20 protein-coding genes and 1 CRISPR repeat array are annotated in these 25236 nt (G+C 27.0%); of the genes, 2 read left to right on the top strand and 18 right to left on the bottom strand.

Features of this window, described 5'->3' with window-relative positions:
• Positions 1-20 precede the first annotated feature (20 nt).
• Positions 21-830 carry a hypothetical protein gene (locus XO10_RS01805; RefSeq protein ID WP_175421055.1) on the bottom strand — a complete coding sequence of 270 codons (810 nt, stop codon included), beginning with the start codon at positions 828-830 and terminating at the stop codon, positions 21-23.
• A gap of 352 nt (positions 831-1182) precedes the next feature.
• On the opposite strand from XO10_RS01805, the gene XO10_RS01800 reads away from it, so the two are divergent.
• A complete protein-coding gene (locus XO10_RS01800; protein ID WP_014295812.1) occupies positions 1183-2457 on the top strand; it encodes a TrpB-like pyridoxal phosphate-dependent enzyme in 1275 nt (424 codons plus the stop codon).
• Between the two features lie 98 nt (positions 2458-2555).
• Here the strand turns inward: XO10_RS01800 and XO10_RS01795 are convergent, their stop codons facing one another.
• Positions 2556-4310, bottom strand: coding sequence for an ABC transporter ATP-binding protein (locus tag XO10_RS01795; protein WP_014295811.1), 1755 nt, complete (start codon positions 4308-4310; stop codon positions 2556-2558).
• Complete coding sequence (locus XO10_RS01790; RefSeq protein ID WP_075780194.1) at positions 4311-6041, bottom strand: ABC transporter ATP-binding protein; 1731 nt, start codon at positions 6039-6041, stop codon at positions 4311-4313.
• Between the two features lie 648 nt (positions 6042-6689).
• Here XO10_RS01790 and XO10_RS01785 point away from each other — a divergent pair.
• Complete coding sequence (locus XO10_RS01785; RefSeq protein WP_175421054.1) at positions 6690-7220, top strand: hypothetical protein; 531 nt, start codon at positions 6690-6692, stop codon at positions 7218-7220.
• A 75-nt stretch (positions 7221-7295) separates the two neighbouring features.
• Here XO10_RS01785 and XO10_RS01780 read toward each other — a convergent pair whose 3' ends face one another.
• From XO10_RS01780 to XO10_RS01710, 15 genes are all read right to left on the bottom strand, one after another.
• Positions 7296-7487: a hypothetical protein gene (locus XO10_RS01780; protein ID WP_075780192.1), complete on the bottom strand. Its 192-nt coding sequence runs from the start codon at positions 7485-7487 to the stop codon at positions 7296-7298.
• A gap of 55 nt (positions 7488-7542) precedes the next feature.
• Complete coding sequence (locus tag XO10_RS01775; RefSeq protein ID WP_075780191.1) at positions 7543-7824, bottom strand: hypothetical protein; 282 nt, start codon at positions 7822-7824, stop codon at positions 7543-7545.
• A gap of 173 nt (positions 7825-7997) precedes the next feature.
• A CRISPR array of direct repeats spans positions 7998-11219; the repeat unit is 30 nt; unit sequence ATTTACATTCCAATATGGATTATTAAAGAC.
• 174 nt (positions 11220-11393) lie between these two features.
• Positions 11394-11678, bottom strand: a complete 285-nt coding sequence (gene cas2, locus XO10_RS01770; protein ID WP_075780190.1) for a CRISPR-associated endonuclease Cas2 — start codon at positions 11676-11678, stop codon at positions 11394-11396.
• 5 nt (positions 11679-11683) lie between these two features.
• On the bottom strand, positions 11684-12667 hold the full coding sequence (gene cas1b / locus XO10_RS01765; protein ID WP_175421053.1) for a type I-B CRISPR-associated endonuclease Cas1b: 984 nt from the start codon (positions 12665-12667) through the stop codon (positions 11684-11686).
• Positions 12668-12676: 9 nt separating this feature from the next.
• Positions 12677-13168, bottom strand: coding sequence for a CRISPR-associated protein Cas4 (gene cas4, locus XO10_RS01760; protein WP_075780189.1), 492 nt, complete (start codon positions 13166-13168; stop codon positions 12677-12679).
• A gap of 9 nt (positions 13169-13177) precedes the next feature.
• The gene (cas3, locus tag XO10_RS01755) at positions 13178-15349 is read right to left on the bottom strand and encodes a CRISPR-associated helicase Cas3' (protein WP_175421052.1); all 2172 of its coding nucleotides are present in this window, start codon (positions 15347-15349) and stop codon (positions 13178-13180) included.
• A 10-nt stretch (positions 15350-15359) separates the two neighbouring features.
• The gene (gene cas5b / locus XO10_RS01750) at positions 15360-16109 is read right to left on the bottom strand and encodes a type I-B CRISPR-associated protein Cas5b (protein WP_075780187.1); all 750 of its coding nucleotides are present in this window, start codon (positions 16107-16109) and stop codon (positions 15360-15362) included.
• A complete protein-coding gene (cas7i, locus tag XO10_RS01745; RefSeq protein WP_075780186.1) occupies positions 16096-16968 on the bottom strand; it encodes a type I-B CRISPR-associated protein Cas7/Cst2/DevR in 873 nt (290 codons plus the stop codon). The genes cas5b and cas7i overlap by 14 nt, the downstream gene beginning before the upstream one ends.
• A gap of 1 nt (position 16969) precedes the next feature.
• Positions 16970-18664, bottom strand: coding sequence for a type I-B CRISPR-associated protein Cas8b1/Cst1 (gene cas8a1, locus XO10_RS01740; RefSeq protein ID WP_175421051.1), 1695 nt, complete (start codon positions 18662-18664; stop codon positions 16970-16972).
• 11 nt (positions 18665-18675) lie between these two features.
• Positions 18676-19380: a CRISPR-associated endoribonuclease Cas6 gene (gene cas6, locus XO10_RS01735; RefSeq protein WP_075780184.1), complete on the bottom strand. Its 705-nt coding sequence runs from the start codon at positions 19378-19380 to the stop codon at positions 18676-18678.
• Between the two features lie 422 nt (positions 19381-19802).
• Positions 19803-20393 carry a hypothetical protein gene (locus tag XO10_RS01730; protein ID WP_014295795.1) on the bottom strand — a complete coding sequence of 197 codons (591 nt, stop codon included), beginning with the start codon at positions 20391-20393 and terminating at the stop codon, positions 19803-19805.
• 42 nt (positions 20394-20435) lie between these two features.
• The gene (locus tag XO10_RS01725; protein ID WP_175418073.1) at positions 20436-21680 is read right to left on the bottom strand and encodes a hypothetical protein; all 1245 of its coding nucleotides are present in this window, start codon (positions 21678-21680) and stop codon (positions 20436-20438) included.
• Positions 21681-21684: 4 nt separating this feature from the next.
• The gene (locus tag XO10_RS01720; RefSeq protein WP_014295793.1) at positions 21685-22824 is read right to left on the bottom strand and encodes a GspE/PulE family protein; all 1140 of its coding nucleotides are present in this window, start codon (positions 22822-22824) and stop codon (positions 21685-21687) included.
• Entirely contained in the window at positions 22814-23926 is a 1113-nt protein-coding gene (gene ftsZ / locus XO10_RS01715) for a cell division protein FtsZ (RefSeq protein WP_014295792.1), read from the bottom strand. Before ftsZ ends, XO10_RS01720 begins: the two co-directional genes overlap by 11 nt.
• Complete coding sequence (locus tag XO10_RS01710; protein WP_014295791.1) at positions 23916-25232, bottom strand: cell division protein FtsA; 1317 nt, start codon at positions 25230-25232, stop codon at positions 23916-23918. Before XO10_RS01710 ends, ftsZ begins: the two co-directional genes overlap by 11 nt.
• Positions 25233-25236 lie beyond the last annotated feature (4 nt).

Raw genomic sequence — 25236 nt, 5'->3', positions numbered from 1 at the left:
AAAACGTCGCTGTTTTTTTATCAAGTTTTTGTTAAATAATTGATTTCCCAGAAATTCCACAGATATTCTGGTCCTTTTTTATATAATAATTTTAATGAATCAAGTTTTTTATTGTTTGAATGCCAGAAATCTATAATGGCGAACATTCCTGATATTGCAATATATTTATCCCAATAATTATTTGCTGTAATTCCCTTTATTAAAAGATTTTTATCTAATTTATTTTTCAATTTTTCTTTTAACATTTCATATGAATATTCTCTTTTTTTAATATTTTTTTTTTCGTTCCAATTAATTTGTTCTATGTTATTTGAATAGGATAAAAAATGTGCAAATCCCTCGTCAAAAAATAAATATTTTAATTGATTTTCGATTTTTTGTGGATATTGAAATCTTTGATGAATGTAGTAATGAGCTAATTCATGAGTGATTAATAAGGATATATTTTCTTTTAACTTTGGAAGATTGTCAATATTTTTTCCAAGTAAATATATATCGAAAATCATCAAAGTATTTCCGTTTTCATCATATCTTATCATTGCTTCGTAGGGAGATGGAGCGCCAATGATTGGGAAAATAATGAAGCTATTATCTGTATTATCAGATATTTCAAATATATTTTTCCATATATTATAATTACAAGGTTTAAATGAAAAAATGATATTTTTGAATAAATTATAAGTGTTTTTAATTTTTTGATAAGATTCCTCTGGAGGTGCTTCAAATAAAATTTTTCCATTTTCAATAAGAGAAAAGATTTTATTGTTTGAGATTTTTTTTAAATTTTTTTCCATTAAATATGTATCTATTATTTCTGTATTTATTTTCATTTTCCATTTTTCTCCTTTCATGAGTTTTTATATTTAATATAATATATTATACATTATTTTTGGTGGAAGACTTTACTTTTTGAAATTTTTGTAGTATAATATATGAAAATTATTATAAAGAGGTTTTGTGTATGGGAAATTATTATAATAGAAATATAGTTGTAAATACAAATTTTAATAGCGTAAATTGGTGGTGGACGCCCGGTGGGTGTCTACTGCTTTGTCATGCTTCGGAAAAATGAGGCATTAAAGCGAGTGATTATTAATTAATGTAGGCAGTCACCGGATATCCAAATTGGATATCCGGTTTTTTTATTTTAAATTACAAATTTGAAAGAAAGGGGTTGGTTTTATGGGTAAAAGAGAAAGAGTTTATTTGTCTGTTGAGGAGATGCCAAAATACTGGTATAATGCATTAGCTGATTTGCCATTTGAACTTGATCCACCTTTAAATCCACAAACTAAGGAAATAATGAAACCAGAAGAATTAGAGGCAATTTTTCCAAAACCAATTGTAGAGCAGGAAGTTACAAAGGAGAGATATATAAAGATTCCTGATGCAGTTTTAGAGGAATATGCAATTTTCAGGCCAACACCACTTATTAGAGCAACTAATCTTGAAGAATACCTTGAAACACCTGCAAGGATTTATTATAAATATGAAGGTGTTTCTCCAACCGGCAGTCATAAGACTAATACTTCTATTCCTCAGGCATATTATAATAAAATTTCTGGTGTTGATACTCTTGTCACTGAAACAGGTGCTGGACAATGGGGAAGCGCTTTATCTTATGCAGGTCTAAAATTTGGATTGAACATAGAGGTATATATGGTTAAGACAAGTTTTGAACAAAAGCCAATGAGGAAACATCTTATTAATCTTTTTAATGGTAAGGTTACTCCAAGTCCAAGTTTAGATACTGAATTTGGTAAAAAGATGATTTCAATGGATGAAGATAATCCAGGTAGTTTAGGAATAGCAATTAGTGAAGCATTGGAAGTTGTATTTACCAAAAAGAATGCAAAATATGCTCTCGGCAGTGTTTTAAATCATGTTTTATTGCATCAGAGTATAATAGGACTTGAAATTAAGAAACAGCTTGAAAAGATTAATGAAAGTGCTGATGTTGTTATAGGATGTCACGGTGGAGGTTCCAATCTTGGTGGAACAATTTTGCCGTTTGTTCCAGAAAAACTTTCTAATGATAATATTAAATTTCTTGCATGTGAGCCGAAGTCCTGTCCTTCTTTAACTGAAGGTGAGTATAGATACGATAATGGCGATACTGCAGGTTTAACTCCTTTAATGAAAATGTATACACTGGGAAAAGAATTTATTCCTCCTAAGATTCATGCAGGTGGATTACGTTATCACGGTTCTGCACCAATTATTGCAAGGTTAAAACACGAAGGGCTTTTAGATGCTGTAGCTTTTTCACAGGATGAAACTTTTGAAGCTGCAAAATTGTTTGCGAAATTAGAAGGTATTGTTCCAGCTCCTGAATCTTCCCATGCAATTGCTGGTGCAATTAAGGAAGCAATTGAAGCAAAAGAAAATAAAGAAGAGAAGGTTATTGTATTTACATTGTCCGGTCATGGGCTTCTTGATTTAACAGCGTATTCTTAATAAAAAAGCCAGCCAGGATTGATCCTGGCTGGCTTAAATTATAGTATAAACTCATTTATTATCACAATATATTCTAATTTTTAAGGTTCCACTTTTGTTTATGCACCTATTTCAAGAAACTTAAATTGTGAAAGATATAAATTGTAATAAAATCCTTTTTTAGACATTAGTTCATCATGATTCCCGGATTCAATGATTTTTCCATTATCAATATAAAATATTCTATCGGCATTTCTGATTGTGGATAGTCTATGAGCAATAACAAATGATGTTCTACCTTTTAATAATTTTTTAATCCCATCTTGTACTAATTTTTCTGTGTGTGTATCAATATTTGATGTCGCTTCGTCTAAAATTAAGATTTTTGGATTTGCGAGTAAGGCTCTTGCAAAAGAGATTAATTGTCTTTCTCCAATTGATAATCTCACACCTCTTTCGTTAACTTTTGTATCATAACCTTTTTCTAATTTCATAATAAATTCGTGAGCATGAACAGCTTTAGCAACATTGATAATTTCTTCATCTGTGGCATCCAATTTTCCATATCTAATATTTTCTTTTATAGTATCTGAAAATAGAAATGTATCCTGCAGCATAATTCCCATTTGAGAGCGTAAAGATTCAAGATCCACGTTTTTAATATCTATTCCATCAATTAATATTTTACCTTTTTGGGGATCGTAAAATCTGCTAATTAAATTAATTACAGTTGTTTTTCCTGCGCCGGTTGGTCCGACTAGAGCTATAGTTTCTCCTGCATTTACTTTAAAAGACATGTCTTTTAATATAATTTCTTTATCGTATGAAAAATATACATTTTTAAATTCAACTTTTCCCTTTATTTCAGGCATAATTCTGGCATTTTTTGAATTAACAATAAGTGGTTTAGTATCCAGTATCTCAAATATTCTTTCTGCTGCTGAAATATTGGTAACAAGCGAGTTATAAAAATTACTTAAATTCATAATAGGTCTCCAGAACATACCTATATAACCAATAAAAGCTACAACAGTTCCAACGGTTATTTCATTTAAATCTATCATTTTGGTACTTAAATAAAATACAACAACACTTCCAATTCCCCAGGAAACCAAAACCATTGCCCAGAACCAATCATTTATTTTTACAGCATTAACAAATGAATTCATCATTTTTTGAGTTAAAAATCTGAATTTTTTATTTGTTTTATTTTCAGCAGTAAACGATTTAATAATTCTAATTCCTGATATGTCTTCATGTGTAAAAGCATTTAATTCAGAACGGTTTTTTCTATAATTCATCCATCGTTTTCTACTAATGTTTTCAATTAGAAATAAACCAAAAAGCAGAAATGGCAATATTATCATTGATGCAAGGGCTAGCTTAAAGTTCATCGAAAACATTATTATTGCTACAAAAACAAGAGTTAAAAATTCAGGTACTAAACTTGTTATACTATTAGAAAATAGTTGTTGAAGTGAATTTACATCATTCACAACACGTGCTAAAATTTTTCCTACAGGTTTAGTATCAAAAAAGGAAAATGAAAGTTTTTGTATGTGTTCGTATAATTCATGTCTAATATTCACAACGATTTTATTTGTAATTTTACCCATTAATATAATGCGCATTCTTGAAATAAAAAGTGAGAGCAGGTTTAAAAACATTACAGCTACTCCAACTATTATTAAACCGTTGAGATTATTATTTGCAATGTATTTATCTATAGCTATTTTAAAGAAATAGGGATTTATTAAATTAATACCCATTACTATAATCATAAGAAAAATAACCATAATTGTTTGTTTAAAGAACGGTTTTAAGTATGAAAATATTCTTAAAATAGTTTTTGTTTTTTCAAATTTTAAATTCATTTATACCACCTCATCTTCAATTAAATCCTCAAAGTCCTTAAATTGCTCAGCATAAATTTCATAATATCTTCCTTTCATATTTAATAATTCATCATGTGTTCCTCTTTCGATGATTTCGCCATTATCAAGATAGATTATTTCATCGGCATTTTTTACAGCAGAGATTCTATGAGCAATAATAATTTTTGTGTTTTGTAGTTCTTTTGAATATATACTTTTTAATAATTCATATTCTGTATCCATATCAAGAGCTGAAGTTGCATCATCAAAAATTATTATAGGAGCTTTTTTTATAAGCGCTCTTGCAATTGTTAATCTTTGTTTCTGGCCTCCCGATAATCCCAGCCCTCTTTCTCCAATAATTGTGTCAAATTTTTCTGGTAATTTCATAATAAAATCATAAGCCTGTGCTTCTTTACAGGCGCTTATTATTTCTTTATCATCAATATTGTCATTTCCATATTTTATGTTTTCTTTTACTGTATCTGAAAATAGAAAAGTATCCTGGAAAACATAGCTTATATTTTTTCTAAGTGTGTTTAAAGAAAAATCTTTTATATTTATTCCGTCAATTAAAATTTCACCTTCATCGATTTCATAAAATCTGGATAATAAACTTATTAATGTACTTTTTCCACATCCAGTTGGACCCATTATTGCAAGTGTTTTTCCAGGTTTAATCTTAAAATTTATATTTTTTAATATGTATTCATTATCATATTTAAAACTTACATTTTTAAATTCAATCTCACCATTTAATTTTTCAATCTTTATTCCTTTAAAATCTTCCGTATCTTCCTTTAAAATTTTTTCTATTTTTTTAGCTGAAGCATTTGCTTGAGAAAAAATATTGGAAAGCCATCCTATTAGTCGCATTGGCCATACAATCATCCACATATAACCGTTGAAAGCAACAAGAGTACCAATAGATATATTTCCTTTTATTACTAAAGCTCCACCTACAGTTACAACTAGTATTAAAGCGCCATTGCCAAGAAATTCAATTGTGGGAAAATATTTGCCCCATATTCGAGATTTTTCAAGATTTAATTCATAGTTTTCGTTATTTAATTTTAAAAATTTCATGATTTCATATTTTTCTCTTGCAAAGGCTTTAACAAGACGAACGCCAGAAATATTTTCCTGAGCTGTGGTATTTATCACAGCAGCCTGATCGCTTATCTTATCAAATGCTTTTCCTATTTCATTTTCTAATTTAGTTGCAAGATATGCAATAGCAGGAGCTGAAATTAAACTAATTAAAGCGAGTTTCCAGTTTAAATAAAATAAAACAAGACTTCCAAGAATAAAATATAATGCAAACTCAACAGCAATACTTATTCCAAAACCAAGAGCATTCCAGATATTATCTACATCTTCTCCTATTCTGGACATTAATTCTCCAGTGTTAGTTTTATCAAAATAGGTAAAAGGTAACTTTTGAATATGTTTAAAAAGGTCGTTTTTGATATTTTTGCTTATCTGAGAACCAGTAAAATCAAATAAAAATTCCTGAGAATACCCCATTAATGCTCTGAAGATAGTTATAAAAAATATACCGGATAAAACAGGAAATAATAAGTTTCTTTTCCCACCAACGATAATGTCATCTATAACAATTTTATTCAGGTATGGGAGTATCAGCTCTGCTGATACTCCGCCAATTAGGCATAAAGATGCAATAATAATAAATCTTTTCTGTTGAGAAACATATTTTAAAATACTTTTCATGATATAACCTCCTAAATCTGTGAGCGTTTTAGTTCAATTAGAATATCTTTTAACTTGTCCATAACGTCAAAACCTTCATAATATGATGTTTTTTTGTTTTTCAGCAAAAAATCATGCTTATACTTTTTCATAAAAATCCCCTCCTTAAATTTTGTGAAAAATTTATAAAAAAGGGCTATGGTATAAATACACCATAGCCCTTTATGTAGATAAATATAAAAAATGGGCTATGGTGTGATAACCATAGCCCAAATTTTATGTCTATATTCAACAACAATCGACCTTTATTTGAGCGAGGTTATCACATGAAGTAGACACACTTCTCCCACTATCAAATTGTAATAATTCAAATCTTACAAATGCTAATTTATTCATGTGATACCCTCCTTCCGTGAAATTTTTCATTATTTACAATATAACATATTTTTTTGATATTAAAAAATGCTATTATTAATAATGACTTTTAATTAAACGGAATTATTATAAGTTATAACCAAAAAACCAATTTTTTCTTAATGAGTAAAAATTTTAAGGAATTTCTAAGTGAAAACTAAGTTTTCTTTAAGTTTTAAAGGTTAATATATAAGTATCGAAAGACAGGAAGGAAAACAAAAAATAAAAAAACAAAATTACTATGGAGGTGTTATTATGAAGAAATTATTAACAGCATTATTAGTAGGTGGATTGATGACAGGTTCAATTTTTGCATTTAATGCAAATGCATCAAGGGTATATCAAGAAACGTCAGGAACAGTACCAATGTATCAAAATTATCAAGGAGTACCAGGTGGATATTTATTTACTGAAGAAAATATGATAACAGTAACTGGAGTAATTGAATCAATAGAAGAAAATGAGGATTATCCAGGATTATTGGAAATAAAAGTTAAAACAGAAGCAGGAGAAGAAATAGAATTACATGCAAATGCATATTTTGCTGGAAGTTTAGAAATAGGACAAACAATGGAAGTAACAGGATGGTCGGTGGAAATAAATGGAGAAAAAATCTTTAGACCAGCAGAAACAAAAATAGACGGAGAAGAAGTATTATTAAACGGTTTTAGAGGTTCAGCAAGAGGAACAGGATATGCATCACAGACACAATATCCAGCACAACCTGGAGCATATGCAAAACCAGCACCAAGAGGTAGAGGTCATGGTGGAAGAGGAAGATTTTAATAAACAGGGCAACAGCTTGTTGCCCTAATTTGGTAATTAACAAAATTGAAAATTGCGAAACAAGTTGTTGCGCATTTAAATATCTTTATCCTTTTTAACCAAATTCATATTATTAATTATCTCTTGACTTATTGCTTTATACTTCTCTTCAAGACTATCATAAGCTTCTTTTAACCTTGGATTTTTTCTAAAAGCATTTTCCTTATATTCTTCATAATCATATAATTTTATTTTTTTGATTTTTATCACCATCCTATTTAATTTCATTTGCAATCAATTCTATATAGTAATGAAAATAATAGGTATGAATATAGTTTACAGGTTATATTCTTTCTAAATATTTTAGTTCTTTTTTGTCTATATCAGAAAGACCTGATAGTATTCTAATTATATTTTTACGTTCTTTTTTTAGAATTTGATCTGTTTCTTCAATTATTTTGGTAGCCTCTTTTTTTATACGAGGATTAGTTACTTTCTTCAATTTTCTCATTGCCATTTCACGAAAATATGCTGCATCTTCAGCATAATATGGATCATCTTCATAATCTGTTATTGCTGAATTATATCTATATGCATATGTTAAAGCATCTATTTCCTTTTCCATAATAAAACCTCTTTCTTCATAATTTTATCAAGTCGTTTTTCTTTTTCAATAAACACAGTTTTAATTTTTCCAAATAGAGCATTAGTTTTTACAATAAAATTCTCTTTATTTATTATATCATAATTTTCCAGAACTTTTTTAACGAAAACCTCAGTTTCAAAATATTTGCACTAATTCACATTCCAATATGGATTATTAAAGACTCTCTCCTCCACCTTCTCAGCGTCTTCCCGTCTCCGATTTACATTCCAATATGGATTATTAAAGACGAGCAACTAAACAACCAGCACCAAAAACATCGCTTTTATTTACATTCCAATATGGATTATTAAAGACTAATAAGAAAAATAATTTTATATTCACTTTGGCGGATTTACATTCCAATATGGATTATTAAAGACAACAACATAAAATCAGTTTATATAAAAAAGAAAATATTTACATTCCAATATGGATTATTAAAGACTAATGAAATATTCATTAATGAAGATTTAAACAATCTTGCAATTTACATTCCAATATGGATTATTAAAGACCGACCTCACATTGGAGGCAAAAGTTGATGGCCTCCAAATTTACATTCCAATATGGATTATTAAAGACTAATTGATTATATTGGTTTTAGATGCAAACAATTACCTTCATTTACATTCCAATATGGATTATTAAAGACTCCCTTATCAAGGCATCTACATGTCTATTGACCCCTCATTTACATTCCAATATGGATTATTAAAGACTTTGGTGGGTTAAGACCAGAAGCTGCAGTAGTGATTAAATTTACATTCCAATATGGATTATTAAAGACTATTCTAATCAACCCTTATCAATTAGTTTCTTTTGGATTTACATTCCAATATGGATTATTAAAGACCTATAGCTATAATGTATGTTTAGAGATATGTTTTAATTTACATTCCAATATGGATTATTAAAGACCAACAGCAACATCAGCAGATGTATTAATACCTTCGTAAGTATTTACATTCCAATATGGATTATTAAAGACCTTTGGATTTTTTATAATACTCCAAGCTACCTGTCTATTTACATTCCAATATGGATTATTAAAGACTTTTGGAATATTGAATTTTTAAGTGATGTCTATCAAATTTACATTCCAATATGGATTATTAAAGACCTCGAGCGTGGGATGCTCGAGAAAATCTCGCAACTATTTACATTCCAATATGGATTATTAAAGACCGGGCATGTTTAGGGGCGGGTGCTGGGAGTGATTATTTACATTCCAATATGGATTATTAAAGACTAATAGTCTAAATCTTCAAGCATAGGGTATCTAGCATTTACATTCCAATATGGATTATTAAAGACAAACAGGTTCAACAGGAAAACATTTGTTGCTTATCTATTTACATTCCAATATGGATTATTAAAGACTATGATGTTTATGAAAAAGTAAGGAGATGATAATAATTTACATTCCAATATGGATTATTAAAGACTACCAAAAAGCGATGTTTTTGGTTGTGGTGTGGTTGATTTACATTCCAATATGGATTATTAAAGACCCAACCGGGAATATAAGCTTACCATTATATTTATATATTTACATTCCAATATGGATTATTAAAGACAGTATAATGCCTGAATTTGGTAAAGCAACAGAATTTGAATTTACATTCCAATATGGATTATTAAAGACTCTTCTTCAACGTGAGAAAAATTACCTCTGTCTAAAACATTTACATTCCAATATGGATTATTAAAGACTTTGAAACAAAAACAATATCTTATACAGCTCCTGAAAAATTTACATTCCAATATGGATTATTAAAGACTTGTTACTGCATTGTTGAAATAAGCTTGTAATCCAGAATTTACATTCCAATATGGATTATTAAAGACTGTTTCTGTATCCAACGGTTTTTGCCTTGGCACTACATTTACATTCCAATATGGATTATTAAAGACTTTGATATGGATATATTTAAATATACGATTGTATTAAAATTTACATTCCAATATGGATTATTAAAGACTCTTTCCGTTTCTCCAATTCCAATTACATCACCTTTATTTACATTCCAATATGGATTATTAAAGACCAATTAAGAGACTCTTATTATCCTGATTTAATTAATTTACATTCCAATATGGATTATTAAAGACTTACCGTCAGCGCGTATATACCAATCATACATACTGTTATTTACATTCCAATATGGATTATTAAAGACTGGGAAGATGTATTTGAATTCGTTAAAGCTTTAAATATTTACATTCCAATATGGATTATTAAAGACTCACATATCAATACAAAAATGAAAATGTCTTTATTAATTTACATTCCAATATGGATTATTAAAGACTGAAACCTCTTTGAATGTACCAAAAAATTACTTCATTATTTACATTCCAATATGGATTATTAAAGACTATTAAAGGTGATAAGCACCTTGATCTCTCTAGCTAATTTACATTCCAATATGGATTATTAAAGACATTAAAGCTGTTTGAAAACGATTAAAACATGAAATATTTACATTCCAATATGGATTATTAAAGACATTAAATGCTCAATATTCCATGCAAAGTCGTTTAAATTTACATTCCAATATGGATTATTAAAGACCAGAGATAGACCTTTCTTCAAAGTCTATCTCTTCAGGCATTTACATTCCAATATGGATTATTAAAGACTCTTTGAACCCCAATTCGTCCCAAACTGGGAAAGGTTGATTTACATTCCAATATGGATTATTAAAGACTAAAAATGCTACTATAAAAGACGTTGTAGAATACCAATTTACATTCCAATATGGATTATTAAAGACTTTCTCAATAGAATTGTTATAACAAATCTTAAACGATTTACATTCCAATATGGATTATTAAAGACTCATAACAACCTCTCAAAACCCCTTAAATAGCGAAAAATTTACATTCCAATATGGATTATTAAAGACGCATCTTCCCTACCTTTTTTAACAGCCTCTTTAAACTCATTTACATTCCAATATGGATTATTAAAGACCCAAGAGTTTTGAAAGAGTTACGCTGTATTCTTCAAATTTACATTCCAATATGGATTATTAAAGACTATCTGCTAATGCTGGCATTGCATCGACGGTAATTACATTTACATTCCAATATGGATTATTAAAGACTGTGCTTCTATTTTCTCGATGTATTGCAATGCCGAATTTACATTCCAATATGGATTATTAAAGACTCAATTAAGAGACTCTTATTACCCCGATTTAATTGATTTACATTCCAATATGGATTATTAAAGACTTAATCTTGTTAATTCTTCAAAAGCTGTATCGTAATCATTTACATTCCAATATGGATTATTAAAGACAAGAAAGGCGAAGATTATGACTTACAAGCTTAAAAAAATTTACATTCCAATATGGATTATTAAAGACACCGCCATTTGTAATGAGTTTTATAAGAGAATTTAGTATATTTTTATTGTCGCAATATCAAAGAGTAAGAAAAAATTTCTTTATATAAAGTAATATGTTTTTAGAATAATTTATAATAGTGACTTACAATTCCTGTCGTTGCCTTATAATTTTTACAATATTGAACATCGACAATCACAAAAAGTTTGATGTTTTATCTTCTTTCAATCCCCAAAAATCTTTTTCAAGCCAACGTTCATGCCGACTTTTGAAAATTATTATAGAATCTTCGTCTTTTCTTATTACTTTTTCTAGTTCCGATTTTAATTTTAGAATTTCCGCTTTTGTTAGCTCTCCTTCAAAAACAGAATTTTGAATATGATAAAGATATTTCTTGCATATTTTAAAAACTTTAGGTAATATTTTTTGCCCTTTTCCTTCTTCATCGAATTTAATATCATATACTAAAATAATATACAATCTTATCACCACCATAGTTTAAAACCTTCATAAACTTTTTCCCCTAATAAATGCTTTACCAATTTATATGCTTCTAATCGTATTAAATACCGATAAGATACTTTCTTTTTTAGTGTTTTATGATATATAGTTTCTTTAAGCCTTTCATCGTATTTTTGAAGAATTTTTTTCATCCCACTTTTTTTTAAATACAGATTATTTAATTCTTTACTGAAATCTTTTTCAGAAATTATTTTTTTATTTAATAATGAAAATATCATTCTATCTACAAGAATAGGTTTAAAGATTTCTGAAAGGTCTAAACTTAGAGAAAATCTACGTTCTCCTGGTTCATGTAAATATGAAATTGTTGGATTTAAATATGTTCTGTAAATTTCAGATAATGTAGTGGTATATATAAGTGAATTTATAAATGATATTAGTGTATTTACAATATTATCAGGTGGTCTTTTTACTCTTTTGGTAAATTCATAATTAATTATTTTTTTCCATGAAGAATAATAATGTTCTCTTATATTTCCTTCTATTCCCATTAATGAATTTATTGATGTTTGTTTTTTTATTTCTTTTCTTAAGGATTCTATTTTTTTAATTTCTTCAATTAAATTTTTATTTCTTTCATTGTAATATCTTAGATTTCTATATATGTTATAACTTGCTGAAGTGATTAATTCAGAGGCAATTTCAACTCTTTTTTGAGTATTTAAATAATGTTCTACCTGTTTTATTAATAAAAAGCCTGATACCTGTTTCTCTTTTGGATAGTAACTTCCTGAATAAAATCCATAGTAATTATAAAAATGCATAATAATATTTTTTTGAGATAAAAAATTTAATAATTTGCTGTTGATATTTAATTCACCAAAAACATATATTTCAGATGTTTTTTCTATAGGAATATATGATTTATTTTCTTTAGTAATAAAAATTAAACTATTATCTTTTCTTTTTAATTCTCCATTTGAGAAAATATATATGGATTTTTTCATTATATCACCTTAAATATAACACAATTCATAATATGCACATTTTTTACAGTATTTTTTATTGACGACGTCAGGAATTTTATCCGTTTCTTTTATTTGAATTATATTTTTTATTATTTCTTCTATTTTTGTTTTATCTTCTTCTGAAAACTTGACTTTGATTCTTTTTCTAAGTTTTGGATAATCTATAATTCCTTCTGAAATATCAATATCATAATTTCTTAAGTAATAAATATAATATTTTAATTGCCATATTGAAGCTTCTTCAAATGTTTGAGATTTTTTTATTTCGTGAAGAATTTTTTTATTTTTTATAAGGTCTATATTTATTTCATCGTTAATCATAATGTTTTTTGTATTGTTTTTATAATAATTTTCTTCAATAATTTTTCCAATTTGAACATCCTCATTTTCTTCTTCCATCAGAATTTTATGTGAATAAAACCAGAGTTTTCTCTTACATATGAAATAATAATAAAATTCTATTCCGGAAATATTTTTCATAATATCGCCTCAAAAGAATTGATTTTCATCATCAATTTCTTCACTTTTTTCATAATAAATTCCAACTTCAGGTGAATACTCACATTTGTGAATATATATTTTTTCATATTTATTTAGTTTTAATTCGTCGATTTTTTTAAGTTCTCTAAACCAAATTGAGGATGTATATTCCATTATTTTTATTTTTACATTGTATTTTTCTTTTTTAGTTAAATTAACATCATCATATTTTGATATAAGAGTTTCTATTATATTTTTATTTTCGAGATATACAGGTTCTGGTATCACAATAACATTTTCTATATTTCTGAATATTTTGTTTATATCTTTTTTTTCAGCTTCATATGGATTGAAGCTTTTTACATACTCTATCATTTTTTCTAAGGTTTTATAATATTCTGTATCTTTTAAATTTTCTACTGTATATGTTGAATTGATTAATTCAATTTTATCTTTTTCGGTTAATACACCATCTACATTTTTAAGTTTTTCTTTTGATAATTTAAATATATCTTTATCAATAAAACTTTTTAAACCTGAGATTTTATTTTTTTCTCCACCTAAAAAGAGATAAGTATTATAACCATCTTTTTCCCAATCACGATGTCTATATACGCGCCCCAAACGCTGAAAAAAACTATTTAAATCAGATAGTTCTGTAATGAGTATGTCGAAATCCACGTCTAAAGAAGCTTCTACTATTTGAGTGCTTATCCATATTCCGTTGGATGCATAATTATTTCCAAATTCAATTATTTCTTTTTCTTTTTTCAATCTGTCTTTTTTTATAAATTTTGAATGAAGTAAATTTATTTCATTTATTCCGTAATCTTTTAAATTATTATAGATTTCCTGCACTTTTTTTACAGTATTACATATTACAAGAATTCTTTCTTTTTGATTTTTATTGTATATGTTATATATGAAATCACTGTTTATTTCTTCATCTATTACTTTTACACTGTGTCTAATTCTATCATTAATGAAAGGTTTTTCAGGTATTATGAAGTTTATTTTCATTTTTTTCATAAAATCAATCAAAAATGTTGGTAAGGTTGCTGTAAGTATTGAGAATTTTCCGTCAAAATCGGTTATTAGTTTTATTCCAAGAAGTAAATATGATAACAAATCTGCTGAATACATTTGAACTTCATCAAATACAATTTTTGAATATGATAACGTGGCTAGTTTAGCTTCAAATCCTCTGTATAAATATACTATATCTAGTAGTTGATCAAGAGTAGTAATTGTTAAAGCAAGAGACATTTGCTTTGTAGCGGTGTAATAATAATTCAAATCAAGCTCTTCAAGTATTTCTTCTCTTTTTAAATATTCTGAATATGTATCAGAGTGTAAAATCCCAACTTTTTCAATATATTCTTTTTTTAATATTTTTTTTATTATTCTGTCATAAATAGCATTTATCGCTATTTTTAAAGGTAAAGTATAAAAACCTTTGTTATTTCCTATCCATAATAAACCAGCTTCTGTTTTTCCCATTCCTGTTTGAGCTATTGCTATAACATTTTTTTCTCTATTTTTTATCATAAACTTTTGAAGCTCATTCCATTGGTATCCAATCTTTTCCAGGTTTTCAATAAGAAAATCGTTTTTCAATTCAACATCAATGTGAGCGCTTGCTGCGTAATCCAATTTATTTAGCAAACCTTTTATTAAAACATATTTTTTAAAGTTACTATTTTCTTTATAAGTTCTATCTCCTAGCTGAAAATAATAATCGTCAATGTAATCAACTAGATGTAAATTAGGGATTTTTTCATATTTGAAATTTTTAAGTTGTTTTTTTAAACTCTCATATTGATTTTCAATGATTTCATTTGAGTAATCTGCATAATTCCTTTCATGATGATATGCAACTGCTTGATATAATATTTGTATCTCTTCATCACTAAATTTTTCTGACAATTCATCAGGATCTATAAATAAAAGGCTTAATAGCGCATGTGGAATTTCTTTATTATATCTTTTGTGGTATCTTAATTTATTCTGAAAATTTTCATTTATTTTTCCAAGGTCATGATATAAACAGACATATTCAAGCAAATCCCAATTAATAGGGATTTGTTTATAAATATTTTTTAAATGTTTTAATTGAAAAAGTAAGTTATCAGTATGTTCTTGAATAGTTTCTTCGGGGTTAGATTTAGCAAGAAATTTCATATTTTCTCTCCTAAGCTAAAAATAAAACATCATTATCTTCGTCTATATATGCTTCATGGTTTCTAAGAATGCTTATATTAGAATTGTATAATACTTTTATTTTATTCCATTTTCTAAAAATTTTAGTGTTTTTTCCACTACCAATACTTTGCAGTGTATAATCTTTATTTAATGTATATTTTGTTCCTGTGAATTTTATACCAGATACTTTATTGATAGATTTTATTGTATTTATATATTCTTCAGGTATATAATATGAATAATTACTTCTTATGCTTTTTTCGAGAATTTTTTTATGAAAATCTATAATTTTTACATCTCTTATTATTGCAAGATCTTCCCTCCTTCCGAGTGAAGGATATTCTCGTGGATATTTTAGAGCATTTTCAATTATTTCCAGTAATGATTCATCTTTGGGAACTATATGTATTAATAATTCTACATTCACTAATAGTTCTGTTGTTGCTATACCTCTGGTTATTCCGTAATTATATTCTTCAATTTTTAGTTGATGTCGTCCTTTTTCAAATTTCATACCAGGTTTGAATTCATATCTTGTGTATAAATCATTTGTTTTAGAATTATATTTACCTGCAATACTTAATTTCATTTCTTTATAATCTTTAAAATCACATAATTTATGAATCATTCCAATTACTGTTGAATAAGGAGGGAGAGGATATGTCTCCCTCAATCCAAAACTTGTTGGAATTTTATAATTTGCTGTTTCCTGTTCTATTTTTATTTTAATTGCTTTCATAATATTTTCTAACCCTTTCTTTTAGAGTTTTGAATAACTCAGGAATAGAAATGGCATTTAATTTTTCTTTTATTTCATTTTCATTATCAAATTTTCCATTGATTACACCACATAATGTGTTTTCTTTTATTTCTGGATATTCAAGCATTGAAACTAAAGGTTCAACCTTAATTTTGTTGTTTTTTACCTCTACCAAATTTTGAAAGAATGGATTTTTTATATTATATACTCCACCAATAGCAAAGAGAGGTTTTAAATCTTCTCTTCTACCTTTTATGTCTCTATATAAAAAGGCTATTGTATCCAATAATTTCTCAATTCTTCTTGCTTTTTCTTCATTAGGTAAATTAATTTCATCATTAAGATCGATTCCTATCTCGTCAAGATCAATATTTATAGTATATCTATAATATGCTCTGTGAATTTCTGACTGAGCAATATTCATGTTTTCATTTAATCTATCAGCTAATCCTTTGTTTGTTAAGAAATCAAGATCTCCATAAAATTCTTCTAATGCTATTGCATTGGATAATCTCACCTTTGCATCTCTTGTTAAACTGCCTTTCCCCTTTTCTGTTTTCATATAGCCAAAGAAATCTATTTCTGGATATTTTTCTATTGTTGCATCAGGATGAAATTGAATTACCTTCTTATCCCCGCTACCTTCTGCAACAACTGGGGCCAAATCTTCTTCTAATTGTTCTACAATATTATATCTTAATGCCTGTCTTGAAATATATGTATACATTCCATTTTCACGAGATAGTTTTTTTAATGAGGTTACATTTCCAATTCCTTCACCATAATTTGCACTTTCTGCTTCGAAAACTATTGTTAAAGTTAATCCTTTTCTTTCCATATTATTCCTCTCCTTTCGTATTTGATTCTCCTATTAATCCTGCTACAAATGAATATCCTGCAGTTTTGAAAACTTCGTCATTTTCTAAAGCTTCTATAATTACTTTAGGAACAGGTTTATCTACATATAAGTAACAATTTAAAATTACATCCATAAAACCATCTTTGTTATTTACTTTTAGTGCATTTAATAATTTATAAGAGATACCTCCAAGTTTATGTTCGCTATTTTTTCTGTTATATTCTTTTTTTAACAAGTAACCTTGATAATTTGCATTACCAACTAAATTTTCAGGAAATTCCATATTTTTCACCTCTTTCAAATAATTTAAATTTATTTTTATTAATTGTTTAATTGTAAAAGTGTTAAAATAGCCGTTGTTTACGTTTGAGATTTTTAATCTTAAAAGAGTGTTTATCAAAGAATACAAACTGATATTATTTGATATTCTATATATAACTTCTTCATATATGGATATTTTCTCATTCCAATTTTTATTATTGGAAGGAAAATAAAACTGAGCAATTAGAAAATCCAGTTCTTCTTCTGAATTTTTTAAAACTGATAAAATTTTTTTCGATAGAATATTAAATTCGTATTTTTCATTTTTTAATTTAACTATTTGAATGTCTGAATATTCATACGAAGCAGTTTTGTTTTTATTTTCATAGATTGACTTTAATAATTCGGAATAACTATTGTTTAAATTATTGTGTGGATCATTAAGGACTTGCATTTTTATCTTTTTATTAATTCTTACTAATTCTTCTATTGAATGATTTAGATTAATAAATATTCCTTTATCATATACATATGTAAATCCTGCAGGAACACATGAATAGACTAATCTACAGATTGGACATATGTATGTATCATTAACAAAATTCCATACATTTGAAGGTTTTCTTGCATCATCAAATCCTATATTCTTCAAAAAGGACATATTATATTCAAGACTTTTTATAGGTCTATTACAGGAGAAGCATTTATATTTATATTTTTTAAATTCTTCATCATCTATATTTATGTAATTAAAAAATGTATCTATAAAATGCTTTTTATAATCTATATATACGTCTTTTTCTTTTGTTTGAGGATTTAAAAAGCTTACGCCATCCCAGGCATTTCTTATTAAAGTATAAATAGCATTTTTAGCGGCAATATATTTTTTTGAAGATTTTAGATTTAAAAAGTTTATTAGATTTTCAAGTATCAATAAGTTATTTTTAATATCTTCTATTTTTTCAACTTTTTTAATTTTTTTAAGCTTTTTTATTTCATTTAATATATCCAATTTTATATTTTCTTTTTCTTCAATTAGTGGATAAACGCTTTTAAAACTATTTTTCTTAAGATTATTTTTGAAATAGTCAATCATCTTATTTAATAATTCTAAATCTTTTATATTGTATTCATTTTTTTCATTTAATGTTTCAACAGCTTCTTTATATGAAACCAATTGATGCCATGGTAAATTAGTATATGTTTCTATAAAATAATTAAAAAATTTTTCTTCAAAATTTTCAAAAGCATTTATTGAAATTTTAACTTCATCAAAGTCAAGATCCTCATTTTCTTCATTGGTTCTATATCTAACATTATCATGACCTAAAATTTCTATTAAACCAACAAGACCAGCGTTATATAACCAGTCTGATGTTCTAAAAATTAGAAAATTATTTTTTATTTCTTCCATATATATCACCCCTAAATTATTTCTACCATTCCAAAACCAGAACTTCTTTTACTGCCAATACCAGATTTGTATAAGAACCCTAATAATTTTGTGTCTCCACTGATTTTAAAAATCCCTAGGTTCGATTTTATTTTTTTATTATAATTCAAAACTGTAGTTTTTTTAATGTCTAGAGGTTTTATTGTAAAATCTGATATCTTGTAATCAAATAGTTTAGTATATTGATATTTTATATTTTCTTTTAGAATATCAATAGCCTTATCTTCATCAAAATAATAAAATTTATCAGTTTCTTTTGTATGTTCTCTAATTAAAATAGGAGATAATGTTTTTACTATGACTTCATTTTTATGTATCACTTTTTCAGGTATTTTTATAATTTTTGTTAGTTTTAAAGAATTTCCTTTTATAGGGAAAGCTTCAAATTTCATATTCATAAAAGCATTATAAAAATATGCTCCAGTTGTATATGAAGGTGTAGAAAAGAAAAGGGATAAGTTTGTATTTTCTAATTCGATAAAATCCAGAAATTTGCATTTTCCAAAATAAACAGAAAATGTATAATCTTTTAATATAGGATCTTGATTTTTATAGTATTTTGTATATAACATTTCATCATAACTTTGTAGAGATTTTTTTATAAAACTCATAAATACTCTTCTATAATCTTTTGGGAAAGCATTTTCTTTTAAATTAAAAACTAATTTTAATCTCATTTACTCACCTCTTTTAAAAATTTGAATATATTAATTTATCACCTGATATATTAATAAAATGTAAAAAAATAGAAAGAGACCATATAAAGGTCTCTTTATTTTAGAAAATCTATTGATTTTTTGTTAATTCTTTTTACCATAATTAACATCTCCATCCCCCGTAGTTTCTACTAATATTATAACTCTTTTTCTAATTATTGTCAAGTTTTTGTTAAATTACTAATTCTCCAGAAGTTCCACAGATATTCCGGTCATTTTTTATATAATAATTTTAAGGAATCAAGTTTTTTATTATTTGAATTACAAAAATCTATAGTAGTAAAAAGCCCTTTATTATATTACAATATGTTTCAAATTTTTCTAAAAATACAGCATGTCCAGATTCTTAATAAAAAATCCAACCAATTTTCTGGCTGGATTTTTTACTGTTCAATGTTTATAAACCCAATAATTTCAAATAATTTTATTAGGAAAATTAAGGTTAGGTTTAAGACAAATAATATAATTAATAAATTTAGAATAATTACATCGTCTATTACAAATTTTGCCAATAATAGATAAGAAAAGGTAAGTACGACAGCTTCTACTGATATTAATTTTATTGCTATGGAAAGTTCTTTTGATAAAGTTATATCATATAAATTTTTATAGGCTATTCTTTCTAATATTAAAGAGATTAGATAAATAAAAAAGGATAAAGAAATGACAAAGAAATAATTTCTTATGCTTTCAAGTAAAGAGTATCTTAGGGTGAATAGAGAATCAAAATTGTTAGCAAGACCTGGATAATTTTTGAAAATCATAATTATGCTTTGTGGAACAAAGAAACTAATTAGAGAATAAAATAAAAATAGTGATATTACAAAATAATAAAATGTTTTTTTGTTATTTGTTTTTTCGCTAAGTAAATAAATACCGATGAATTGAAGGATAATTCCTATGGTATTTAATTCATTGATAAACATAAGGATTATACCAATTCCTAAAAAATAACGTTCTTTTTTTAAATGCATTTTACCATCCCCCATATTAATAGTTTATTCCATGTAATTTAATTATTTATTTTGATTAATTCCAACATATACAGTTACTTTTCTTTCGATTACACTTTCATTTGTTTTTACAGTATAAATTAATTGATATTTTCCTGGAATTGATAAAGTTACAGGACGATCGTAAGGTGAGAGGTAATATACTATAGCCTTTCCACCAGCATTTATGTATATTCTCCTTTTGTCGGAATTTTCATAGTTGAATACAACTGTGTTTTTATCAAGATTAATGAGTCTTAACGAATATCCCGTAATTTCAATAAATCTTTCTTTTTTGAGGTCTTTGTTATTGATATAAAATATTCCCTGAAATTTTTCATTTACTGGATAAAAGAGATAAGTATCCATTGACAGACTTATGTTTTTTAATTTTGTTTCAATTTTATCTGTAATTGGGAACGGAATATATACAGCCTGATTAAATTGTTTTGAAACGAAATATAGATCATATGTTCCCTTTTCTATTCTTGGTATATTAAAATCATTTACTTTTTTCTCAAGAGATTTTAATGTTAAATAACCAAAATCTACAGGAATTTCTTTTATTAATTTCTTTTTTTTGGTATATATTTGAATTGTTCCTTTAAATTCAAATTGTCTGGTTTCTTCAGAATAGTTTCTTGCCTCTATGATGAGTTGAGGATACTCATTTTCAAGGAAGAAGCCTTTTTTTAGATAGACATTATATCTAACTGTATGTATATAATCTATTTCTTTGTGCAATTTTATTTCTTTTCCATTTGAATTAAATGTGGAATATATTATGTATTTACCGTCAGGAATTTTTGAAAGAGGGTTTATATTCATTAGATCAAATATTTTTTTTGTTTCATATGGCGATAATTGATATTTTATTATTTTTGGATATTCGAATTTATAGAATGTTTCGCTTGAATCTCCTGTTATTTTGTAGATTATAAACTTAAATGAATCTATTTTTACATCTATTGGTGAGGTAGTACTATTGTTCATAGAAACAGAGACTGTTAAAGGATCAGGGTATGTGTATTTGTCTGAGGAAAATATTGAATAAGAAATTTTGTCAACTAAAACATAAAATCCGAAATTATATCGAGGAAAATATTTTTTTGAAATGAATATAAAAGCTATTGCGAGTATTGAAATAAAGATAATAAGCATATTGTTTATTTTTTGTCTTCTTTTTTGAATTTGACGCAATTTATCTTTTTTTGCTTTTTCCTCATCTAATTTTTTCCATTCTTCAGGACTTTTTGAATAATAACCCATTATATCATCCCCCTATGCTAGTGATGAATTGATTGTATTCTTCTGTATCTATTTTTCCCTGAATTAATAATCTATTTAGCTGAATTTCTGGTGATATATAAAAAATGGAGTTTTTAATTTCATCTATTTTGTTAGAAAGAATCATTTGTTTTGTATACTCATTTATGTGAAGGATTTCGAAAACAGGAATTATGTCAGAGTATCCAGTGTATTTACAGGTTTCGCACCCTTTTTTATTACAAGAACAAAGTATTTTTACAAATCGCTGATTGTAGATAATTTTTAAAGTGTCAAGAAGATATGATTTATTTAATCCTAATAATTCTAATCGTTGAATTGCATTAAATACATTATTTGCGTGAATTGTTGAAAATACATAATGTCCAGTCATTGCTGATTCAAGAGTTAGCTTTGCAAATTCATCTGTTCTTATTTCTCCAGTCATTATTATGTCTGGATCATGACGTAATATATTTTTTAATATAGAAGTTTTTTGAGAATCATTTTTTATTTCAATTTGTTCTGCACCGGGAATTATATATTCTAAGGGATTTTCGATAGTTATTATTTTTTTAGTTTTTTCTTTTAAAAGTTGAAGTATTATAAAGGCTAATGAGGTTGTTTTTCCGCTACCTGTTGGCCCTGAAAAAATAATTAAACCATCTTTATGTAATTTTATTGACTCAATACTTTTTAAGAATTCTTCAGGATATTTAAGATTTTCTATTGTTAAGTCATTTATTGTTTTTAATTTCCTGATTACACAATTTGTTCCGTAATTATTGTTTATCAATGAAACTCTAAAATAATTATTCAAAAAAGTAAAGGACCCATCTGCTGGATCCCTATTATTTATTATGTCTATTTTACTCATTATCTGTATTTTTGTTAATATTTTCTTATATTCATCTTTTTCGAGTTCTGATAATTTTATTAATTCAGTATTATATCTATAATATATTGTTACACATGATTTTTTAGAAGAAAAGTGAAGATCACTTATATTGTTATTTAATAAATACATCATTATATCTTCAAATGAAGATAATCTTGAGGAATTTGTATCTTCAGTTTTTTTGAAAAAATCCACAGTTGAATTTGTAAATAATTGTTCAATAGCAAGTTTTTCCAGTTTACTCTTCATAATCTCCCTGCTGAGCTTCAAGATATTTTTCTAATTTTATTCGTTCTTCATTTGCAACATTGTTTCCAAATAACCTATATACTGCAGGTATTTCGTAAATGTTTTCACCATCATATTCGTTCATGATTTTGTTGTAGCCAGCTGCAACAATAGTTACTTTTAATTCATCTGGTTGCATATCTTCAACTTCAGTAATTCCGTATTTTAAATTTACTTCATCTGTTGAGTAAGAATGAAGTATAGAAGTTACTATTTTTAAATCTTTTAATGTAGGATTTTTACCAGATACATTAACTAATGCTGCTGTTGCATTTTGAACAGAATTTTCAAGGAATTTAGAGTTTAAAGCATTTTTAGCTGCTTCTTCTGCTCTATTGTCTCCTTTACCCCAACCTATACCAAGCATTGCTGAACCTCTTCTTTTTAATACTGATTCAACGTCAGCAAAGTCTGTATTAACAAGACCTTTTTTGGTAATTAAGTCTGAAATACCTGTGATACCCTGGTATAATATGTCATCAGCTTTAGCAAATGCCTGTCTAATTGGGATATCATCATTGTCTTCAAGTAATTTGTCATTTGATATTTTTATTAATGTGTCTACATATGGTTTTAATTTGTTTAAACCTCTGTTTGCGATTTTTTGTTTTGTAGAACCTTCAAAGTGGAAAGGTATTGTAACTACAGCAACAGTTAATATTCCTAATTCTCTTGCAACTCTTGCAATTACAGGAGAGGCACCGGTACCTGTTCCACCACCTAAGCCAGCAGTGATAAATAACAGGTCAGTTCCCTGAATCATTTCACGTATTTCATCAATACTTTCTTCGGCAGCCTTTTCTCCTTTATCAGGATTTCCACCAGCCCCAAGTCCTCTGGTAAGTTCTTTACCAAGTTGAAGTTTGAATTTTGCACTGCTTGCTTCAAGGACCTGAACATCTGTATTAGCTGCGATAAGGTCAACATCTTTTACACCAAGACGAACCATTCGTTCTATGGCATTATTTCCAGCGCCGCCGACCCCCATTACTTTTATTACATATTTAGGTCTTTTATGGAAAATTTCTTTATTTTCATCTGGCATAGGTAAATTAAATGGCATCTTCATTACCCCCTAACAGGATTCTACCTAATTTTGCGAAGAATCCACTCTTTTTTTCCTGTTTTTCTTGAATTCTTGGATTATTTTCAATTATATTTTCTTCAGATTCTTCTATGTATAATTTTGGAATATTTGTACCGCTAAAATATAGGTTAATTGTACCAATAAGTGGTGCAAAAAGAGGATCTTTGTAAATTTCTTCAGCATTTTCAATATAGAAATTGGATGAATTGTTTACTGCAATACCCAATCTTGTTTGCAATCCCATAAAATCGGATATTGTTTTTTCTATGTTTTTGATTCTTGCGCCTCCGCCTGTATGAACAACTCCAGCCTGTAATCCTCCAGCAATTTCAACAGTGTTTTCATACTCTAATTTTGCAAGATCGCTGTTTAATTTGTTTATGATTTCTCTTACTCTTGCAAATACAATTTTGTTTAAAAGATTTTGTGTTGTATATTCATAGTGATCACCAACAAGGCTTAAATAATCAATCTTTTTAACAGCTTTTGTATCCTGAAGACATACAGCATGGTCTTCTAAAAGCCTAAGAGCCTCTTTTTCAGAAGTTTTTAATACGTGCATTATATCTTTTAATACATATTCCACACCAACTTCAAAGTCAAGATAGAATTTTGGTATTCCATCTTTGAATAAAAGCATACGTGCTTTTGAATGACCTAAATCAATTATTCCAACTCCTAAGTTTCTATCTGATGTATTGGTTACACCATATGCTGCTGCAAGTGTCGAATCGTATATAGGGATTTCTCCTTCGATTAGATTTTTTATTGTATTTCTAATAGGTGCAAACGAGTTTTCTGGTACCCATACAACATTTATTGTTGAGTTTAATGAGTAATTTGCTACAAATGCAACAGGGTTTTTAACTCTTTTTTCGTCAACTTCGAAATCTACAAATTTTATATCTAATACTTCTTTATTGGATTCAGAATATTTTTGCTGTATATTTGCTTTTATCTTTTCAAGATCCATTTCTGTTATTTCTTTTGGTTCTGTGAATTCAAGTGTATAATTTTCTCTTGATATTTTTAATTCGTTTGTTGCATATGAAATTATTATTTCTATTTCTCTTGCTTTACTATTTTCCCCTTCAAGTGAGTATATAACATTTTCTATCTTTTTTCTTAATGATTTTACATCCTGTATTTGTCCTTTGACGATTCCTTCAGCACGTTCTATTGCACTTGATATTAACTGAAAATTACCTCTATTTTCTTCAATTGCGATTCCTTTTACATAGTAATTTCCAATATCGATAGCATAAATTACCTTTTTGGCCATTTTA

The sequence above is a fragment of the Marinitoga sp. 1135 genome, from assembly GCF_013363245.1.
GTDB classification, from domain to species: Bacteria; Thermotogota; Thermotogae; order Petrotogales; family Petrotogaceae; genus Marinitoga; species Marinitoga piezophila.
Note: the sequence above shows the minus strand (reverse complement) of the source record. Positions and strands in the feature narration are given on the sequence as shown.